The following is a 16,635-nucleotide window of genomic DNA, read 5'->3' as shown; positions in this document are numbered from 1 at the left end:
CCCCAGTGTTGCCGACCGCCCGTCAGACCCAGGGATCTTCGTCCTCGCGGCGGCGGCGAGAGGGGGGCTCATCCCAGCTTTCGTCATCCCAGACTTCAGGTCCAAACACCTTTCTTGGTTCGTCCTCGTCGTCGGTTCTGAAGCGCACGCTTTCCGATCGCAGCTCATCGATGGGCGAGTCGTCCAACCAACCCTCCAGGCGATCGCTGGCCCGATCACCCATGGAACGCAACTGGTCCCGCCAGAGTTGTGTGCGTTGGAGTAGATCGTGCCGAACGCTGGCGCGGGCCATGGGCAGATCGTCCAATCCCATCAGGCCGGTTTGGATCTGACCCGGTTGTTGATCAAGGATGCGATCGGGAGCCAAACGCCATCGGGAACTCCCCGGCAAACGCGGGTCGCTGCGGGCAATCAGGTAGTGAAGAATCGCGCCATCGGCAGGTCGAAAATCAAGGTCCACAACGCTGCCGATCCGCTCACCGTCACGATCCAGCAAGGCTGCATCCATCAGCGTGGGCAAGCGCTCCAGGGTCACCTGATCGGTGACCGCCGGCTCGCCACGCACAAACACCTGTTGATCGCTCAAACCACAACACTGGTTCAAACGCCAGACATCCCGTGACATGCGCAGAGCCGATGGACGGCTGACCCAGCCAAGAAGACGATGCACCGGCGGATGCATCCAGGCCATGACCCCAGGCCCGTGATCCAGACCCAGATCACAACGAACCGTATGACTCAGAAGATCACTGAGGAGCAGCTGATCCGGTAGCGACACATCAGGAACGAATCTGAACAGGCATCACCAGATAGGTGAAGGCTTCGGACGCATCCTCGGAACGGAGCACAGCCGGCGTGGTGGGCGCGTTGCAGTGCAGAACAATCCGATCAGAGCCCATGGCTTTCAGGCCATCCAGCAGGTAGCGAACATTGAAGGCAATCTGCATGGCGTCACCCTCCAAGTTGGAGGGAAGCGATTCAGATCCACTGCCCACATCCTGCGCATCGGCACTGATCTGGACAACACCGTCCTCGGGCTGACTGCTGAATTTCACAACGTTGTTGTGTTGATCAGCAAGCACAGCAATCCGCTCCAAAGCAGCGATCAGAGCGCGACGGTCCATTCCAAAGGTGCGGGTGAAACCATCGGGGATCAGCTGGCCGTAATTGGGATAGGTGCCTTCCAAGGTGCGGCTGGTGACCATTTGGTCGGCCGCAAGAAACACCACCTGGCCGCGATCACAGAACAAACTGACCGGTTCATCGGACCGCCAGGACGCCATCAGCCGCTCCACCTCCCGCAGTGAGCGCGATGGAAGCGTCACGGCGAACCCCTCGTCGTGCACCGCATCGGTCAGGGCCGCATCCTGCAGGGCATCTTCAACATTGAGCACAGCAAGGCGGTGACCATCGGTGGCAGCCGCTTCCAGAGCCCGCTGGTTGAATTTGAGATGCACGCCGGTGAGCAGTTGCTTCGCTTCATCAGCACTGCTGGCAAACAGGGTGCCTTTGAGAGCCTGCACCAACCGTTCAGGTTGCAGCTTGAGCGTCATACCGCTCTCCACCATCGGAAGATCGGGGTAGTCGTCAGCGCTCATGCCGCGCATCTGATAGCTGCCGCTGAGGCTGGTGAGCTGAACCTGCTCACCGGAATCGTCTACGGCGAGGGTGACTGGAGAATCGCTGGACAAGCGAGACACGATTTCTCCCAGCAGCCGGGCCGGCAGTGTGATGGCCCCGCTGGTTTCCACACTGGCGGCGAGGGACGTCTGAATTCCCAGGCTCAGGTCAAAACCGGTCAGGCTGAGGCGGTTGCTGCCGGCATCGGCGGTGAGCAAGACATTGGCCAAAACCGGGTGCGTGGGGCGTGTGGCGACTGCACGGCTCACCAATTGCAGAGCGCTATTCAGTTCGGACTGTGAACAGACCACCTTCATCGTCCTGAAGACCTGAGCGCGCTGAGGTGTCCCACGGTTTCACAGGCTGAGGGGAAGTGCAATGGCCAACGGTTCGGGAGCCTCTGTTCGGCTGTTTGGTTCTTATGGATTTAAAAAATAAAAAACAAAAACAGCCGTCGTAGGGCCTGGGGAAAAGGGGGAAAGTAGCTCAGAAACCAGCGCTCATCACAGTTCTCCATGAGCCAGGGCTGAGGAGAATTTTTCACAGGATGGGGAGTGAGGCTTTGTTTTCCACCTCTTCACAGCGGGTGGAAAACCCGCGCGACAAACGGCTGGATAGTTCTCGCCTGTTTTCCACAGCGTGTTGGGATGGTTTTCGGGCGTCTTCCGCAGCCGCTTTGTCGGTTGGTTTTGTCTTACGGCCATAAAAAAGCCCCCTGACGGGGGCAGAAGTGCGTTGATGCAAGTCGGTGTGTCAGAAGCCCATCACACTGGCGACGGTGCCCAGATCTGGATTGAGGTCGGTGTGGAAGGCGGCGGCGTTGTTGCTGATGGCGCAGTCGGGATCCTTGAGGCCGTTGCCGGTCAGAACGCAGACCACAGTCGCGCCGGCTGGCACTTCATCTTTGCGCTTGAGCAGGCCTGCCACAGAGGCAGCGCTGGCGGGTTCACAGAAGATTCCCTCCTGGCCGCCAAGCAGCTTGTAGGCCGAGAGGATCTCCGCGTCGGTCACATCCAGGAACGCGCCATTGCTGGCTTCGCGAGCTGCCAGCGCTTTGGCTCGGTTGACCGGGTTGCCAATGCGAATGGCGGTGGCGATGGTTTCGGGGTCCGTCACCGTGGTGTTGTTCACCAGTGGGGCGGATCCGCTGGCCTGGAATCCCATCATTCGGGGCAGGCTGCGGCTCCGGCCGGCCTGTTGATATTCCTGGAAACCCATCCAATAGGCGGTGATGTTTCCGGCGTTGCCCATGGGAATGCACAGCCAGTCGGGTGCATCACCGAGGGCATCCACGATTTCGAAGGCCGCCGTTTTCTGGCCCTGCAGCCGGTAGGGATTCACCGAGTTCACGAGGGTGACGGGATACTTCTCTGCCGCTTCGCGAACGATGTCGAGGGCGCGGTCGAAGTTGCCGCGGATTGCCAACACCTCAGCGCCGTACACCAGCGCCTGAGCCAGTTTTCCCTGGGCGACATAGCCATCCGGGATCAAGACGAAGGCCCGCATCCCACCCCGCCTGGCATAGGCCGCAGCCGCAGCACTGGTGTTGCCCGTGCTGGCACAAATCACCGCTTCACAACCGGCTTCCTTGGCTTTGCTGATGGCCATGGTCATGCCCCGGTCCTTGAAGGACCCTGTGGGGTTCAGGCCGTCGTATTTCACGAACACTTTCACGCCCTTGCCGATCTGTTCCGCAACCGATGGCACGGGGATCAGAGGGGTGGCGCCTTCACGCAGGCTGATCACGGGCGTCGCATCGCTGACGGGCAGCCAGCTGCGATAGGCCTCAATCAGTCCAGGCCAGTCCTGCATCACAGGGGTGGCAGTGAAACGCCGACGGAGGTTCTGAAACAGGGACACCGGCTGGGATGGGGGGATTGCCGGAATCTAGGCGGCGTCCGTTCAGGGCTTGGTCAGGGTTGCGCTTCCTTCAATCCGTCCAAGGGGGAGTCGGAGAAAAACTGCACCAGACCGGCGATGGATTCCGCTTTTTCGATCACTCCAAACAGAGCCGGAAGATTCACCGCCATGACGGCATTGGGGTAGCTCTTCAAAAAGCTCACTGCCGTGAGGCCATCTTCGCTTTGCAATCCACTGATCACTCCGGCGCGGATCGCCGGAACACTCACCTCAGGTTCCGGTGTGTAGATCGGATGAATGATGCGTGCGACACGACGCAGGATGGCTTCACCGATCCGTGTGTTGATCAGACGGCTTGTGAGCACCAGGGGAAGCTCGAGGCTCTGGTTGAGCATCTGCGCCACCTCGTTGGGGTCCTGCTCGGAGAGCTCCAGCAGATCCTCCAGCAGACCAGTGGCATCACCGGTTTCGGCGAGGTGTTCGATTTCTTTCACTGGAATGGAGCGGCGGAAGGCACCACTCACTAGGGCGACCTCCGTGGCGGCATGCAGGGGTTGCATGACGCAGCTCAAACTAAGCCCAAGCCCTGCCGCCATCGCCAGCAGAGAGGAACGGGTGAAGGGCTTGGGGAGCATCACGCTGAAGGTGTTGGCCGGAAGTTAGGCCGGAACTCCAGCGGCGACCCGCACCAAGCGGACAACTCCCCGTTCGGCTAGCCCCTGAGCCACCTTGAAGCCCATGCGCCGGGTGTCTGGTTCATTGAGCACCCTTGGCATTCGACGCAGCAGAAGCTCAGGGGTGAATCCCGGCAAGGATTGCAACACCTGGATCAATTCCCGCACCGGCTCCAGTTGCATCAGTGGATCGGAGAGCCCGGGAGGTGTCTGGGCAATGGCGGAGGGTTGCAGTCGTTTGGGGAGGCGTCGACCCAGGCGTTGCATCGTCGACCAACCCAGAGCATCCAGACGATCAACCGTCGCGGTCACCAGTTGATCCCGAAGCAGTCCTGCCTTGGGTGAGAACAGGAAGTCGAGCAGTTGATCGAGCAAGGCCTCCAGATCCAGCTGGGCCTGGCTTGCAGCACTGGAGACCAGATTTTCCAGACGAGTCCAACGGAACGCGTCCCCGTCGAACAGCATCTCTTTAAGGCTCTGACGCAACTGGGGATCGGGATCCTCCATCAGCCGCCTGGCGAAGTAGGGGTAGGCAGCACCGAGGATCTTGAAGTTCGGATCAACACTGAGGGCGATGCCTTCCAGGGTGACCAGTGATCGAATGATCAGGGCGTAGTAAGGCGGCACCCGGAAGGGGAATTTGTACATCACACCGGACATGTCGTCGGTGACCGCTTTGAAATCCATGCGGTTGACGCCGGCTTCCAAGGCCTGGCTGAACACTTTTTCAAAGGCGGGAACAATCGGTTCCAGGTTCACGTCTTCCGCCAGGAACCCCAGGGTGACGAAGTCTTTGGAGAGCTTCCCGAAGTTCCGGTTCACAAGATGAACCACGGCCTGAATCAAGCCGGTGCGTGACTCGCGGCTCACTTCGCTCATCATCCCGAAGTCGAGATAACAGAGGCGACCGTCCTCCAGAGCCAGGAGATTGCCGGGGTGGGGGTCGGCATGGAAGAAGCCATGCTCAAGCAACTGTTGAAGGCTGCAGTTCACGCCCACTTCCACCATGTCGTCCGGGTCCACACCGAGCTCGCGAACCGCATCAAGGTTGGTGAGCTTGACGCCGTCGATCCACTCCATCGTCAGCACCCGGCGACTGGTGGCGTTGCGATAAATCGTCGGAACAGCAATGCGAGGGTTGTGTTGATGCAGCTCAGCGAAGGTCTCAGCGTTCGAGGCCTCGTTGAGGTAATCCATCTCTTCGAACACCCGTCGCCCCAGTTCATCGATCAGGGCGACGAGGTCGCTGCGGATCAATCCGATGTTGCTGTTCAACCAGGCGGCGATGTTGCGCACGATGTACAGATCCAGGGTGATCTGTTCGCGCAGCCCCGGGCGCTGCACCTTCACCGCCACCCTTGCGCCACCCTTGAGGGTTCCCTTGTGCACCTGACCCAAGGAGGCGGCTGAGATCGGTTCCCGGTCCAGCTGCTCGAAAATGTCATCCACTGGTGCGCCCAGGTCTTCCTCGATGCAGGCCATGGCCAGGCCGCTGTCGAAGCCGGGCAGTTGGTCCTGGAGCTGGGCCAGTTCTTCCAGCAGCAGCGGGGGGACGATGTCCGGTCGGGTGGAGAGCGCCTGGCCGGCCTTGATGAAGGCGGGACCAAGATCCACGAGAAGTTCAGCGCATTCGCGAGCTCGAGCCCGGGCCCGTTCCTCATCCTTCAGCAACTGGAAGATCCAGTCGAAGGCGACGCCCAGCAGCAACAGGCCGATGGGTACGAGGGTTTGCCAGAGCCGGCGGATCAGCCGCTGGGGATGGCCGGCATAAATACGTGTGATGGCGGCGGGGTCGTACTCGAGCAACCCAGCGGCTTCGATGAAATCCCCGAGCTCCTGCGCCATCAATTCATCGGGATGTCCGACACCCCTTCTAAACGAACCGAGCTGCCGCTACGGTCGGCATCATCACAGGGCTGGACGTGCTCACCGGTCTGCTGCTGCAGAACATCGCTCTGATTGAGAGTCTTGAACTGGAGTTCAGCTCGGGTTTCACGGTGCTCACCGGTGAGACCGGCGCCGGTAAATCGATCCTTCTTGATGCCCTCGATGCGGTGCTGGGTGGAGCGCAGGGCTCCAGCGGCGTTCGTCTGCTGCGGACAGGTTCGGATCGCGCCAGGATCGAGGCTGCGTTTCAACTCAACCCTGCCCTGGAGCAGTGGTTGATTGCGGCGGAGTTTGATCCCGAAGAAGAGCTTCTGATTAGCCGGGAATGGAAACGGCAGGAGGGTGATCGTTATTCCAGTCGCTGTCGGCTGAATGGCTCCACAGTGAACCGTCATCAGTTGCTTGAGCTGAGGCCGCTGTTGATTGATCTCACAGTTCAGGGACAGACCCAGTTGTTGTCGCGGGCGGGGCAGCAACGGCTCTGGCTTGACCGTCTCGGTGGATCGGCATTGGCTGAGCTCAAAGTTCAGGTGGCTGATGCCTGGACCGAATGGCGCCAGGCCGCAGATGCCCTGACGGCACTTGAGCAGGAGCAGCAGCGCTCCGAACAGGAGCAGGCTGAACAGGAAGAGCAGTTGGAGCAGCTGCAAGCTGCCGATCTCGACGACCCCGACGAGCAGCAGCGGCTGGAACAGGATCAAGACCGCCTCGTCCATGGCGTGAGGCTGCTGGAGGGTTTGGCCTTGTTGTTTGGGCGTCTCCGCGACGGTGTGGATCAGGCGCCTTCCCTGCAGGAACATTTCGCGGCGTGCATCCAGGAGCTGCAGGCCATGGCGCAGCTGGATGGTTCGCTTGAGCCCCTGCGTGATCAGGCGCTGGATCTCGAAGCAGGTGTGGACGGTTTGTTGCGCTCCCTCGATCAATACGGTCTGGCGCTGGAGAGCGATCCAGACCAGCTGGAGCGGATTCAGGACCGTTTGTCGGTTTTAAAACGGCTGCAGCGCCGTTACGGCCTTGATCTGGCCGGTTTGATTCAGCGGCGCGACGAGCTGCTTCATCGTTTGGGATCGGAAGGCTTCGCGGCGGATCTCGCCCGCCTGCAACAGGCCGAAACCGTCCGTCGCCAGACGCGTGATCAGGCCAATGCGGCCCTGCGTCGCGAGCGGTTTAAGGCGACGGAGGCCTTAGAGGCCTCGTTGCTGAAGCTGTTGCCACCCATGGGCCTGGCCAACGTGCGCTTCAAGGTGGATCTCACCCCCTGTGATCCGGCTGAGCATGGGGCGGACGCTGTTCAATTCCTGTTCTCCGCCAATCCCGGTCAACCGATGGCACCGCTAACGGAGGTGGCCTCCGGCGGTGAGATGTCCCGTTTTCTGCTCGCACTCAAGACCACCCTCGCCGCAGTGGATGGATCCAGCACGCTTCTTTTTGATGAGATTGATGCCGGGGTCAGTGGACGCGTCAGTGGAGCGATGGCCGATCTGCTTCAGACCCTGGCTCGTCAGCGTCAGGTGTTCTGCGTCACCCACCAACCGCTCGTGGCGGCAGTGGCCGATCACCATTTCCGGGTTAGCAAGCATGTTGAAGACGGCATCACCCATTCGCGAGTGTCCCGACTGCGGGACACTCAGGAACGCCGCCAGGAGCTGGCAGACCTCGCTGGTGGCGATCAAGCCGATGCCTATGCAGCGAGCCTGCTGGACCAGCGAACAGCTTGAAGGCTTGAGTTCTTCCTAAGCTCTTGAGCTTTCCAACGGGTCCTGATGGCGCCAGCTGCTGCCAAGAGCACCGGTCAGAAGGCCCCCGTGAACCTTTCGGGCGGAAGTCTTGAAGATGTGATCCGCGTGCGTGGCGCTCGCCAGCACAACCTCAAGAACGTCGACGTCACCATTCCCCGCAACAAACTGGTGGTCTTCACCGGAGTGAGTGGCAGCGGCAAGAGTTCACTCGCCTTCGACACGATTTTTGCCGAGGGACAGCGCCGCTACGTCGAAAGTCTTTCGGCCTACGCCCGCCAGTTTCTCGGGCAGGTGGACAAGCCCGATGTTGATGCCATCGAGGGCCTGTCTCCGGCGATTTCGATTGATCAGAAATCCACCAGTCACAACCCCCGCTCCACGGTGGGCACGGTCACGGAGATTCAGGACTATCTCCGTCTGCTGTTCGGCCGCGCCGGCGAGCCCCATTGCCCGCAATGTGAACGCTCGATCCGGCCCCAGAGCATCGACGAAATGGTCGATCAGATCCTTCTGCTGCCGGAAGGAACCCGCTATCAGCTGCTGGCGCCGGTGGTGCGCGGCAAGAAGGGCACCCACACCAAATTGATCAGCGGTTTGGCGGCCGAAGGTTTCGCCCGGGTGCGCATCGACGGTGAGGTGCGTGAGCTGGCCGACAACATCGAGCTCGACAAGAACCACAGCCACAACATCGAAGTGGTGGTCGATCGTCTTGTGGCCCGCGAGGGGATCCAGGAACGGCTGACCGATTCGCTGCGCACGGCCCTCAAACGCGGCGATGGTCTGGCGTTGGTGGAGGTAGTGCCCAAGAAAGGAGAGGAGCTTCCCGACGGCATTGAGCGGGAGCGTCTCTACTCCGAAAACTTCGCCTGCCCCGTTCACGGCGCTGTGATGGAGGAGCTGTCACCGCGACTGTTTTCGTTCAACAGCCCTTACGGCGCCTGTGAGGACTGCCATGGCATCGGCCATCTGCGCAAGTTCACCTGTGACCGGGTCATTCCGGATCCCAGTCAGCCGGTGTATGCGGCTGTGGCGCCTTGGGCAGAGAAGGACAACAGCTACTACTTCTCCTTGCTGTTCTCGGTGGGGGAAGCCTTTGGCTTCGAGATCAAGACCCCCTGGGATCAACTCAGCGATGAGCAGCGGGATGTGCTGCTCAATGGAAGCCGCGAACCGATTCTGATCCAGGCCGACAGCCGTTACCGCAAGGGCAAAGGCGGATACACCCGACCTTTCGAAGGAATTCTTCCGATCCTTGAGCGTCAGCTCCGTGATGCCAGCGGCGAGTCGCAGCGCCAGAAGCTGGAGAAATATCTGGAGTTGGTTCCCTGTGCCAGCTGTGCCGGTCAGCGACTTCGTCCCGAGGCCCTGGCGGTGAAGGTGGGGCCGTACCGGATTCCAGAACTCACGGCCGTCAGCGTTGGTCAGACCCTGGAACGGATCGAAAAACTGATGGGTGTGGGCGCCCATGAGGGCTCAGAGCCCTTGCTGAATGCCCGTCAGATCCAGATCGGTGATCTGGTGCTCAGGGAAATCCGCCTGCGTTTGAAATTCCTGCTTGATGTTGGTCTCGACTATCTGAGCCTGGATCGACCGGCGATGACGCTCTCCGGCGGTGAAGCTCAGCGCATCCGCCTGGCGACCCAGATCGGTGCTGGTCTCACCGGGGTGCTGTACGTGCTGGATGAGCCGAGCATCGGCCTGCATCAGCGGGACAACGACCGTCTCCTAAACACCCTGGTTCGGCTCAGGGATCTTGGAAACACCCTGGTGGTGGTGGAACACGATGAAGACACTATTCGTGCTGCCGATCACGTGGTGGACATCGGCCCTGGTGCCGGCGTCCATGGGGGCCACATCGTGGCGGAGGGAAGTTTCGATGATCTGGTGGCGAGCAGTGAATCGCTCACCGGCGCTTACCTGAGTGGCCGTCGCTCGATTCCAACGCCGGCTGAACGTCGCCAGAGCGGTTCCCGCTCGCTCAAGTTGATCGATTGCAACCGCAACAACCTCAAGAACGTTTCGGTTGAGTTTCCCTTGGGTCGGTTGGTGTCCGTCACCGGGGTGAGTGGCAGCGGCAAGAGCACCCTGGTGAATGAGCTCCTGCACCCGGCTCTTGAGAACGGACTGGGTCTCAAAGTGCCCTTTCCGCAGGGTCTGGGTGAGCTGCGTGGGTTGAAGTCGATCGACAAGGTGATCGTGATCGACCAGAGCCCGATTGGACGCACGCCCCGCTCCAATCCAGCCACCTACACCGGTGCCTTTGATCCGATCCGTCAGGTGTTCGCCGCCACGGTGGAGGCCAAGGCTCGCGGTTACCAGGTGGGTCAGTTCAGCTTCAACGTGAAGGGTGGCCGCTGTGAGGCTTGCCGTGGTCAGGGCGTGAACGTGATTGAGATGAACTTCCTGCCGGATGTGTATGTCCAGTGCGACGTCTGCAAGGGCGCCCGGTTCAACCGCGAAACCCTGCAGGTGAAATACAAGGGCCACACAATCGCCGATGTGCTGCAAATGACGGTGGAGCAGGCCGCTGAGGTATTTGATGCGATTCCTCAGGCGGCCGATCGCTTGCGCACCTTGGTGGATGTGGGCCTTGGCTACGTCAAGCTCGGCCAGCCGGCGCCAACCCTCTCGGGGGGTGAGGCCCAGCGGGTGAAGCTGGCGACGGAGCTGTCACGGCGGGCCACTGGCAAGACTCTTTATCTGATTGATGAGCCCACCACCGGCCTCAGCTTCTACGACGTGCACAAGCTGATGGATGTGATGCAGCGGTTGGTGGACAAGGGAAACTCGATCATCTGCATCGAGCACAATCTTGACGTGATCCGTTGCAGCGACTGGATTATTGATCTTGGCCCTGAGGGCGGTGACAAGGGTGGCGAGATCCTGGTCACCGGCACTCCAGAAGAGGTCGCCCAGCACCCCACCAGTCACACCGGCCGCTACCTGGCTCGCGTTTTGGAGCAGCATCCACCAGAACTCCCCGTTTCCCTGGCGGCTTGATGGCCCGACTTCGCACCCACCTGGCGGCTCTGGCGTTTGGCATGTCACTGGCCCTTGGTGGAGGCCCAGCTTCAGCTTTGGAGCGGTTCGTGTTGCGCCTGCCGTTTCTGGAGACGGAGATCACGATCAACTTCGCTGACGGTGAGTCGGCTGAACAATTGATTCAGGCCAGTCCGGATCTGCAGGATCTGGAACTGGCCAGTGGTGGCAAGTTGTTGCCGCTGCTGCGCCAGGTGTTCCTGACGCCGCTGCCCCTGGAGACCAAGGCATTGCTGGCTGAATCGACCGGTCAGCCGCTGCTGGAGCAGGCCCTCCATGCGGCGACGCAGGTTGTGTCTCTTGAGGGGGTTGAGCTGGACGACAGCGGGCGGATGCTGACCGAAGCCTTGATTCGCGCTGAACGCCGTGGGCAACCCAACATTCTTGGCTTTTTGAGGGAGTTGCCCGGAGAGCAGGCGTCGATCGATTTATCCCGCCTCGCTGAGGTGGCCAACCGGCTTAAAACCAATCTTGAGGAGGGGGTTGCTCTGGCCCGTTCCCTTGAAGCTGTATCTGTGACGGCTGCTCTGCGGAAGCCTCTGCGTTCCGGTGGGTCCCGTGAGGTTGTTCAGGTGTCCGTGCCCCATCGGCCCAGACCCTTGCGGGTTCTGACGCTTCAGCCTGCAGCGCCAGCCAACGGACGTTTGGTCGTGATCTCCCACGGGCTCTGGGACGATCCGGAATCCTTTGAAGGTTGGGGTGAGGTGCTGGCTGCCCATGGCTACACCGTGCTGCTGCCCGACCACCCCGGCAGTGATTTCAATCAGCAGAAGGCGATGCTCGCTGGTGATGTGCCGCCGCCGGGGCCTGAAGAGTTGCGGCTTCGGCCCCTGGATGTGTCCGCTTTGTTGGATGCCACCAGTTCAGGGCGTCTTCTGCCTGGGGCCAGGTTGAACACCGAGGCCGTTGCGGTGGTGGGTCACTCCTGGGGAGCCACCACGACGCTTCAGTTGGCCGGTGGTGTTCCTGTTGATTCCAGGCTCAAAGCCCGTTGCAGTGACCTCAAGGATCCGGAGCGCAACATCAGCTGGGTGCTCCAATGTGAACCAAGCCGCTGTTGCTGACCCAAGGGTCAAGGCTGTTGTGGCCGTCAGCCCGCCCTTGCGTCTGGTGTTCGACGGCAGTCGCCTGGAGAGGCTTCCAGCCAAGTTGCTGCTGATCAGCGGTACCCGCGATTGGGTGGTGCCTTCGGGTCCCGAAGCGATCGCTCCGATGCGTGAAAGCAAGGCTGCTCGTTTGGGGCATCGCTTGGTGTTGGTGCAGGGTGCAGACCACTTCAGCCTTCGTAGTTTTCGGGGTGAGCCATTCCTGGCACAGCTTGGGCCGGTCATCCTTGGCTGGATCAACGAGCAGCTTGAGGTGGATGGCTCCACCTTCTCTGCGGGTGGTTGGGGTGACGAGCAGGGCAGCCTTGTTGATGTCAGCGCCCGCCTCTGACGTTGCTGGCTTGTTACAACAAGCCGAGCCTTTGACTGTTGTCCATACGGCTCAGATCCATTGCACGACAGCACAACTCAGCTTTCTTACTCGGTTTGATTCGCAGGTCTTCTAAGGTTTTTTTCATTTTTTACTCCTTCTTCCGCCTCTAAAGAAAAACCAACGGCACCGAATCTGCGTCCCGTTGTTGTTTGTGAGTGGAGCGAATGGGGATCCGGTTGTTGCATCTGCACCTTCACGGTCTGTTTCGTTCCCATGAGCTCGAACTGGGGCGGGATGCTGATACCGGTGGTCAGACGTTGTACGTGCTGGAGCTCGTGCGCAGCCTGGCCCAGCGGGCTGAGGTTGAGCAGGTTGATGTGGTCACCCGCCTGATTCAGGACCGTCGGGTCGATCTCGATTACAGCCAACGCGTTGAAGCCATTGCTCCAGGGGCCCGCATCCTGCGCTTTCCCTTCGGTCCCAAGCGGTATCTGCGCAAGGAGTTGCTTTGGCCCCATCTCGAGGAGCTGGCTGATCAGCTGGTGGAACACCTGAGCCAGCCTGGCCAGAGGGTGGATTGGATTCATGCCCATTACGCCGATGCCGGTCTGGTGGGTGCTCTCGTTAGTCAGCGGTTAGGGATTCCGCTTGTTTTTACGGGTCATTCCCTCGGCCGGGAGAAACAGCGTCGTCTCCTGGCTGGTGGCTTGGATCGCTCTCAACTTGAGCAGACCTATGCCATCAGCCGGCGCATTGACGCCGAAGAGCGTGCTCTGGCCCAGGCGGATCTGGTGATCACCAGCACCCGTCAGGAGGCGGATCAGCAGTACTGCCGCTACGGTCACTTTCAGGCGGATCAGGCGGCGGTGGTGCCCCCTGGCGTTGATGCTTCCCGGTTCCATCCCCACGGTTCATCGCAGGAATGCTCCGCGTTGCAAAGCCTGTTGCAGCCTTTCCTCAGGGACCCGGATCGTCCGCCCCTGCTGGCGATTTCCCGAGCGGTGCGGCGCAAGAACATTCCCGCTCTGGTGGAAGCCTTTGGTCAGTCGCCGGTGCTGCGGCAGCGTCACAACCTGGTGCTTGTGCTGGGCTGCCGGGATGACCCGCGTCAGCTCGAGAAGCAGCAGCGCGATGTGCTTCAGCAGGTGTTCGATCTGGTGGATCGCTTTGATCTCTATGGCCAGGTGGCCTATCCCAAACAACACAGCCGTGCCCAGATTCCTGCCCTCTACCGCTGGGCGGCGCGCCGTGGGGGGCTGTTTGTTAACCCGGCGTTGACCGAACCCTTCGGGCTCACCCTTCTGGAGGCCGCGGCCTGTGGTTTGCCGATGGTGGCCACCGACGATGGCGGTCCACGGGATATCCAACACCGTTGCGATAACGGTCTTCTGGCAGACGTCACCGATCCCGGGGCACTTCAGGAGGCCCTGGAATTGGCCGGCAGTGATCGCTCCCGTTGGCGCTGTTGGAGTGACAACGGGGTTGAGGCCATCAGCCGGTATTTCAGCTGGGATGCCCATGTGTGTCAGTACCTCGCCCTGATGCAGCAGAAAATCCGCGTGTCACCAGTGCGTGGGATGTCGGTGGTGCGGCGGTCCAGCCCCGTCTCCAGGCTGTTGGCGCTGGATCTCGACAGCTGTTTGGAGCTGCCGGAGGAACGCTCCCTGGCGCATCTGCGCGATCGGCTTCATGCCGAACCCTTCGCCGCGTCGACAGGCTTGGTGATTCTCACGGGGCGGTCGCTGGATCAGGCGCGTCAGCGCTACCAGGAGTTGCATCTTCCCGAACCCAAGGCCTGGATCTGCCGGGCTGGAACCGAGATTCACCACAGCTCGGATCGCGTGGAAGATCCCGTGTGGGCGAAGCGCATCAGCCAAGCCTGGGATCGTGAGGCTGTGCTCGCAGCGATGGGTCAACTCGAGGAACACCTTCAGCTTCAGGACCCGGATCATCAGAGTCCCTTCAAGGTCAGCTACCTGTTGCGTGCATCCAACCGCGGTCTGATTGGTTTGGCCCGTCAGTGCCTGCGCCGCCATGGTCTGCAGGCGGAGCCTCAGCTCCGCTGCCATTGGTTTTTGGATGTTCTTCCCCAGCGCGCCTCCCGCAGTGAGGCCATCCGTTTTCTGGCCCAGTCTTGGCAGCTCCCTTTGCAGCAGGTTCTGGTGGTGGCCAGTCAGCAGGGGGATGGAGAGTTGCTGGATGGTTTGCCCGCCACCGTGGTTCCTGCGGATCACGATCCCTGCCTGTTGGGCCAACGGACCCAGCAGCGGGTGTACGTCTCGAAACGCCCCAGTGTTGGAGCCGTGCTGGATGGCTTAACCCACTACCGGTTTTCAGGCAGCCGTTGATCCTGGAATCACGGTCACACTGGCGGCTGCCCTGTCGGCCTTTGCTTGTGCTTCCTTCCGATCTCCTCCCCTTGCCAGGGCCACACCCATGCGACGACCGGGGCGGGCTGTGGGCTTGCCGAACAGCAGCACTTGGGTGTCCGCTTCCGTGAGTGCTTGTTCGACTCCTTTAAAAGCCACGGATTCCATGTTCGTTTGGGCCAGGATCACGCGGCTGGCGGCCGCATCAGCTGCCGTGATGGTGGGGATCGGTAGACCGAGAACAGCACGCAGATGCAGCTCGAACTCGCTCAGGTTCTGGCTGATCAGGGTCACCAGGCCAGTGTCGTGCGGCCGGGGCGATAGTTCAGAAAAAATCACCTCATCGCTACAGAGGAAAAACTCCACCCCGAAGAGACCGGCACCGCCCAAGTTGTCGGTGACGGTTTTGGCCATGGCCTGGGCCTGACGCAGTTGTTGGTCGGTGAGTTGAGCGGGCTGCCAGCTGCATTGATAGTCCCCTCCTTCCTGTTCGTGGCCGATCGGTGCACAGAACAGGGTTTCGCCATTGCGCTGGCGGATGGTGAGCAGGGTGATCTCCAGATCGAAATGGAGAAATTCCTCCACGATCACCTGGGTTGAGGTGCCCCGTGCGCCGGCCATGGCGGCCTCCCAGGCCTTGGGCAGATCGTCTGCACAGGTCACCACGCTCTGGCCTTTGCCGGAGGAACTCATCACCGGTTTCACCACGACGGGCCAGCCCAGTGGTTCCGCCACGGCTGTGAGTTCTTCAGCACTGGAGGCATAGGCGAAGCGGGCGGTGCGGAGACCGAGTTCGCCGGCCGCCAGGTCGCGGATGCGGTCTCGGTTCATCGTGACGGCCGTCGCGCGGGCCGTGGGAATCACGGTGATGCCCTCTTGTTCAAGTTCCGCCAGGGCATGCACGGCGAGTGCTTCGATCTCCGGGATCACCACGTCGGGTTGGTGGCGCCTGACCACCTCCAGCAAGGCATCGGCATCCGTCATCGGCAGCACTTCGGCCACGTCCGCTACCTGCATGGCCGGGGCAGCGGCATAGCGATCGCAGGCGATCACTCGGCAGCCAAGTCGTTGGGCAGCAATGGCCACTTCCTTGCCCAGCTCCCCGCTGCCCAGCAGCATCACGGTGCGTGGAAACGACGGCATGGTGATCCTTGTATGGCCTGCCTGCATCATCAATCAACGCAAGTCCTGAGACTTTCCGCAGCCTGGGGTGCAGCGCCCGATCTCCCGCTAGGTGAAGGATGCGTTGTTGATTGAGTCCAGTGCTTCGGGCGAAGTTGTTGGCGGTTCTTGCTGGAGCCTGTCTCCAGCTCGAGTCTGTTCAGGCCAGGCCTGCGGATCCGATTCCACCGGTTGCCCCCTGGCTCAGTGATGCGGAGGCACTGGCCTTGCTGCCCGCTGCTGTTCGTTCCCGTGCCAAGAAGCAGCTGGTGCTGCATCGTTCCAGCCGTCAACTGATCCTTCTCGAGCAGGGGCAGCTTCGTTTGCGTGTGCCTGCTGCTGTCGGCACTCAAGGCTGGGAAACGCCTCAATGGCGTCAGCGCTCGGTGGAAGCGAGCCGCTGAGGGCTCAGTTCGAATCGGTGCTGCTCTGACGGCGCACTTCGCCGATCAGCCACACGCCCATGAATCCAAGCGACGACACACCGAAATAGATCAGCACCCACCGCAGAACTCGATCAGGATCTGCAGCGGCGCTGGCGAGCAGCTCAGCGGTTTTGGCAAGCAGGTTGTCCATCAGTTCTGAAGATCGGGGATCAGCGTGAGTTGGCGAACCGGTGATGCTTCGCTGACGAAACCCCAGGCTTCAAACACGGTGGGATCGGGATGCGTGATGCGCTGCTCCGTTCCATGGCGCTCCATTTGGAACCCTTCGCTTGACATGCGCCGCATCAAACTGGCCGACTCCTCAAAGCGGGCAGCCATCGCCTCGAGGCTTGAGCAGTCAGCGGTGAGACCGGATTCACGCCAGGTGAAATAGGTCATCCTGCCTTGCCGCCTTAAAACATGACTTTAAGGGATGTGAGCG

12 protein-coding genes and 1 pseudogene are annotated in these 16,635 nt (G+C 61.0%); 5 read left to right on the top strand and 8 right to left on the bottom strand.

What is annotated here, in order from left to right:
• Nucleotides 1-22: 22 nt before the first annotated feature.
• From DXY04_RS03690 to DXY04_RS03670, 5 genes are all read right to left on the bottom strand, one after another.
• Nucleotides 23-778, bottom strand: coding sequence for an RNA methyltransferase (locus DXY04_RS03690; protein ID WP_115161027.1), 756 nt, complete (start codon nt 776-778; stop codon nt 23-25).
• Between the two features lies 1 nt (nt 779).
• Entirely contained in the window at nt 780-1,937 is a 1,158-nt protein-coding gene (gene dnaN / locus DXY04_RS03685) for a DNA polymerase III subunit beta (RefSeq protein ID WP_115161026.1), read from the bottom strand.
• Between the two features lie 436 nt (nt 1,938-2,373).
• Entirely contained in the window at nt 2,374-3,432 is a 1,059-nt protein-coding gene (thrC, locus tag DXY04_RS03680) for a threonine synthase (protein ID WP_115161264.1), read from the bottom strand.
• A gap of 101 nt (nt 3,433-3,533) precedes the next feature.
• A complete protein-coding gene (locus tag DXY04_RS03675) occupies nt 3,534-4,115 on the bottom strand; it encodes an alpha/beta hydrolase (protein WP_115161025.1) in 582 nt (193 codons plus the stop codon).
• Nucleotides 4,116-4,139: 24 nt separating this feature from the next.
• Complete coding sequence (locus DXY04_RS03670) at nt 4,140-5,999, bottom strand: AarF/ABC1/UbiB kinase family protein (protein ID WP_115161024.1); 1,860 nt, start codon at nt 5,997-5,999, stop codon at nt 4,140-4,142.
• 77 nt (nt 6,000-6,076) lie between these two features.
• Here DXY04_RS03670 and recN point away from each other — a divergent pair, with 77 nt between their 5' ends.
• The 4 genes and pseudogenes from recN to DXY04_RS03650 all read left to right on the top strand — a co-directional run bounded on the left by recN (nt 6,077) and on the right by DXY04_RS03650 (nt 14,586).
• Entirely contained in the window at nt 6,077-7,759 is a 1,683-nt protein-coding gene (recN, locus tag DXY04_RS03665) for a DNA repair protein RecN (RefSeq protein ID WP_115161023.1), read from the top strand.
• A 45-nt stretch (nt 7,760-7,804) separates the two neighbouring features.
• A complete protein-coding gene (uvrA, locus tag DXY04_RS03660) occupies nt 7,805-10,780 on the top strand; it encodes an excinuclease ABC subunit UvrA (protein ID WP_115161022.1) in 2,976 nt (991 codons plus the stop codon).
• Nucleotides 10,780-12,256 (top strand): annotated as a pseudogene (locus DXY04_RS03655) (alpha/beta fold hydrolase). The gene uvrA and the pseudogene DXY04_RS03655 overlap by 1 nt, the downstream one beginning before the upstream one ends.
• 206 nt (nt 12,257-12,462) lie before the next feature.
• Nucleotides 12,463-14,586, top strand: a complete 2,124-nt coding sequence (locus tag DXY04_RS03650; protein WP_115161021.1) for an HAD family hydrolase — start codon at nt 12,463-12,465, stop codon at nt 14,584-14,586.
• Here the strand turns inward: DXY04_RS03650 and purT are convergent.
• Nucleotides 14,572-15,750, bottom strand: coding sequence for a formate-dependent phosphoribosylglycinamide formyltransferase (gene purT / locus DXY04_RS03645; protein WP_115161020.1), 1,179 nt, complete (start codon nt 15,748-15,750; stop codon nt 14,572-14,574). The genes DXY04_RS03650 and purT overlap by 15 nt on opposite strands.
• A gap of 137 nt (nt 15,751-15,887) precedes the next feature.
• On the opposite strand from purT, the gene DXY04_RS03640 reads away from it, so the two are divergent.
• The gene (locus tag DXY04_RS03640) at nt 15,888-16,172 is read left to right on the top strand and encodes a L,D-transpeptidase (RefSeq protein WP_179948478.1); all 285 of its coding nucleotides are present in this window, start codon (nt 15,888-15,890) and stop codon (nt 16,170-16,172) included.
• 4 nt (nt 16,173-16,176) lie between these two features.
• On the opposite strand, the gene DXY04_RS12025 is transcribed toward DXY04_RS03640, so the two are convergent.
• Nucleotides 16,177-16,344: a hypothetical protein gene (locus DXY04_RS12025; RefSeq protein ID WP_170951322.1), complete on the bottom strand. Its 168-nt coding sequence runs from the start codon at nt 16,342-16,344 to the stop codon at nt 16,177-16,179.
• The gene (locus tag DXY04_RS03635; protein WP_114988805.1) at nt 16,344-16,592 is read right to left on the bottom strand and encodes a hypothetical protein; all 249 of its coding nucleotides are present in this window, start codon (nt 16,590-16,592) and stop codon (nt 16,344-16,346) included. Before DXY04_RS03635 ends, DXY04_RS12025 begins: the two co-directional genes overlap by 1 nt.
• Between the last annotated feature and the right edge of the window lie 43 nt (nt 16,593-16,635).

The organism is Synechococcus sp. UW86 (assembly GCF_900474085.1).
In the GTDB taxonomy this organism is placed as follows: domain Bacteria; phylum Cyanobacteriota; class Cyanobacteriia; order PCC-6307; family Cyanobiaceae; genus Parasynechococcus.
The sequence above is the reverse complement of the archived record's forward strand: the minus strand, read 5'-3'. Positions and strand labels throughout refer to the sequence as shown.

Excerpts from the sequence above, each read along its gene's own strand:
- DXY04_RS03635 (WP_114988805.1), bottom strand. The coding sequence starts at position 16,592 with ATGACCTATTTCACCTGGCGTGAATCCGGTCTCACCGCTGACTGCTCA.
- DXY04_RS12025 (WP_170951322.1), bottom strand. The coding sequence starts at position 16,344 with ATGGACAACCTGCTTGCCAAAACCGCTGAGCTGCTCGCCAGCGCCGCT.
- dnaN (WP_115161026.1), bottom strand. The coding sequence starts at position 1,937 with ATGAAGGTGGTCTGTTCACAGTCCGAACTGAATAGCGCTCTGCAATTG.
- DXY04_RS03650 (WP_115161021.1), top strand. The coding sequence starts at position 12,463 with ATGGGGATCCGGTTGTTGCATCTGCACCTTCACGGTCTGTTTCGTTCC.
- thrC (WP_115161264.1), bottom strand. The coding sequence starts at position 3,432 with ATGCAGGACTGGCCTGGACTGATTGAGGCCTATCGCAGCTGGCTGCCC.
- purT (WP_115161020.1), bottom strand. The coding sequence starts at position 15,750 with ATGCCGTCGTTTCCACGCACCGTGATGCTGCTGGGCAGCGGGGAGCTG.
- DXY04_RS03670 (WP_115161024.1), bottom strand. The coding sequence starts at position 5,999 with ATGGCGCAGGAGCTCGGGGATTTCATCGAAGCCGCTGGGTTGCTCGAG.
- DXY04_RS03675 (WP_115161025.1), bottom strand. The coding sequence starts at position 4,115 with ATGCTCCCCAAGCCCTTCACCCGTTCCTCTCTGCTGGCGATGGCGGCA.
- uvrA (WP_115161022.1), top strand. The coding sequence starts at position 7,805 with ATGGCGCCAGCTGCTGCCAAGAGCACCGGTCAGAAGGCCCCCGTGAAC.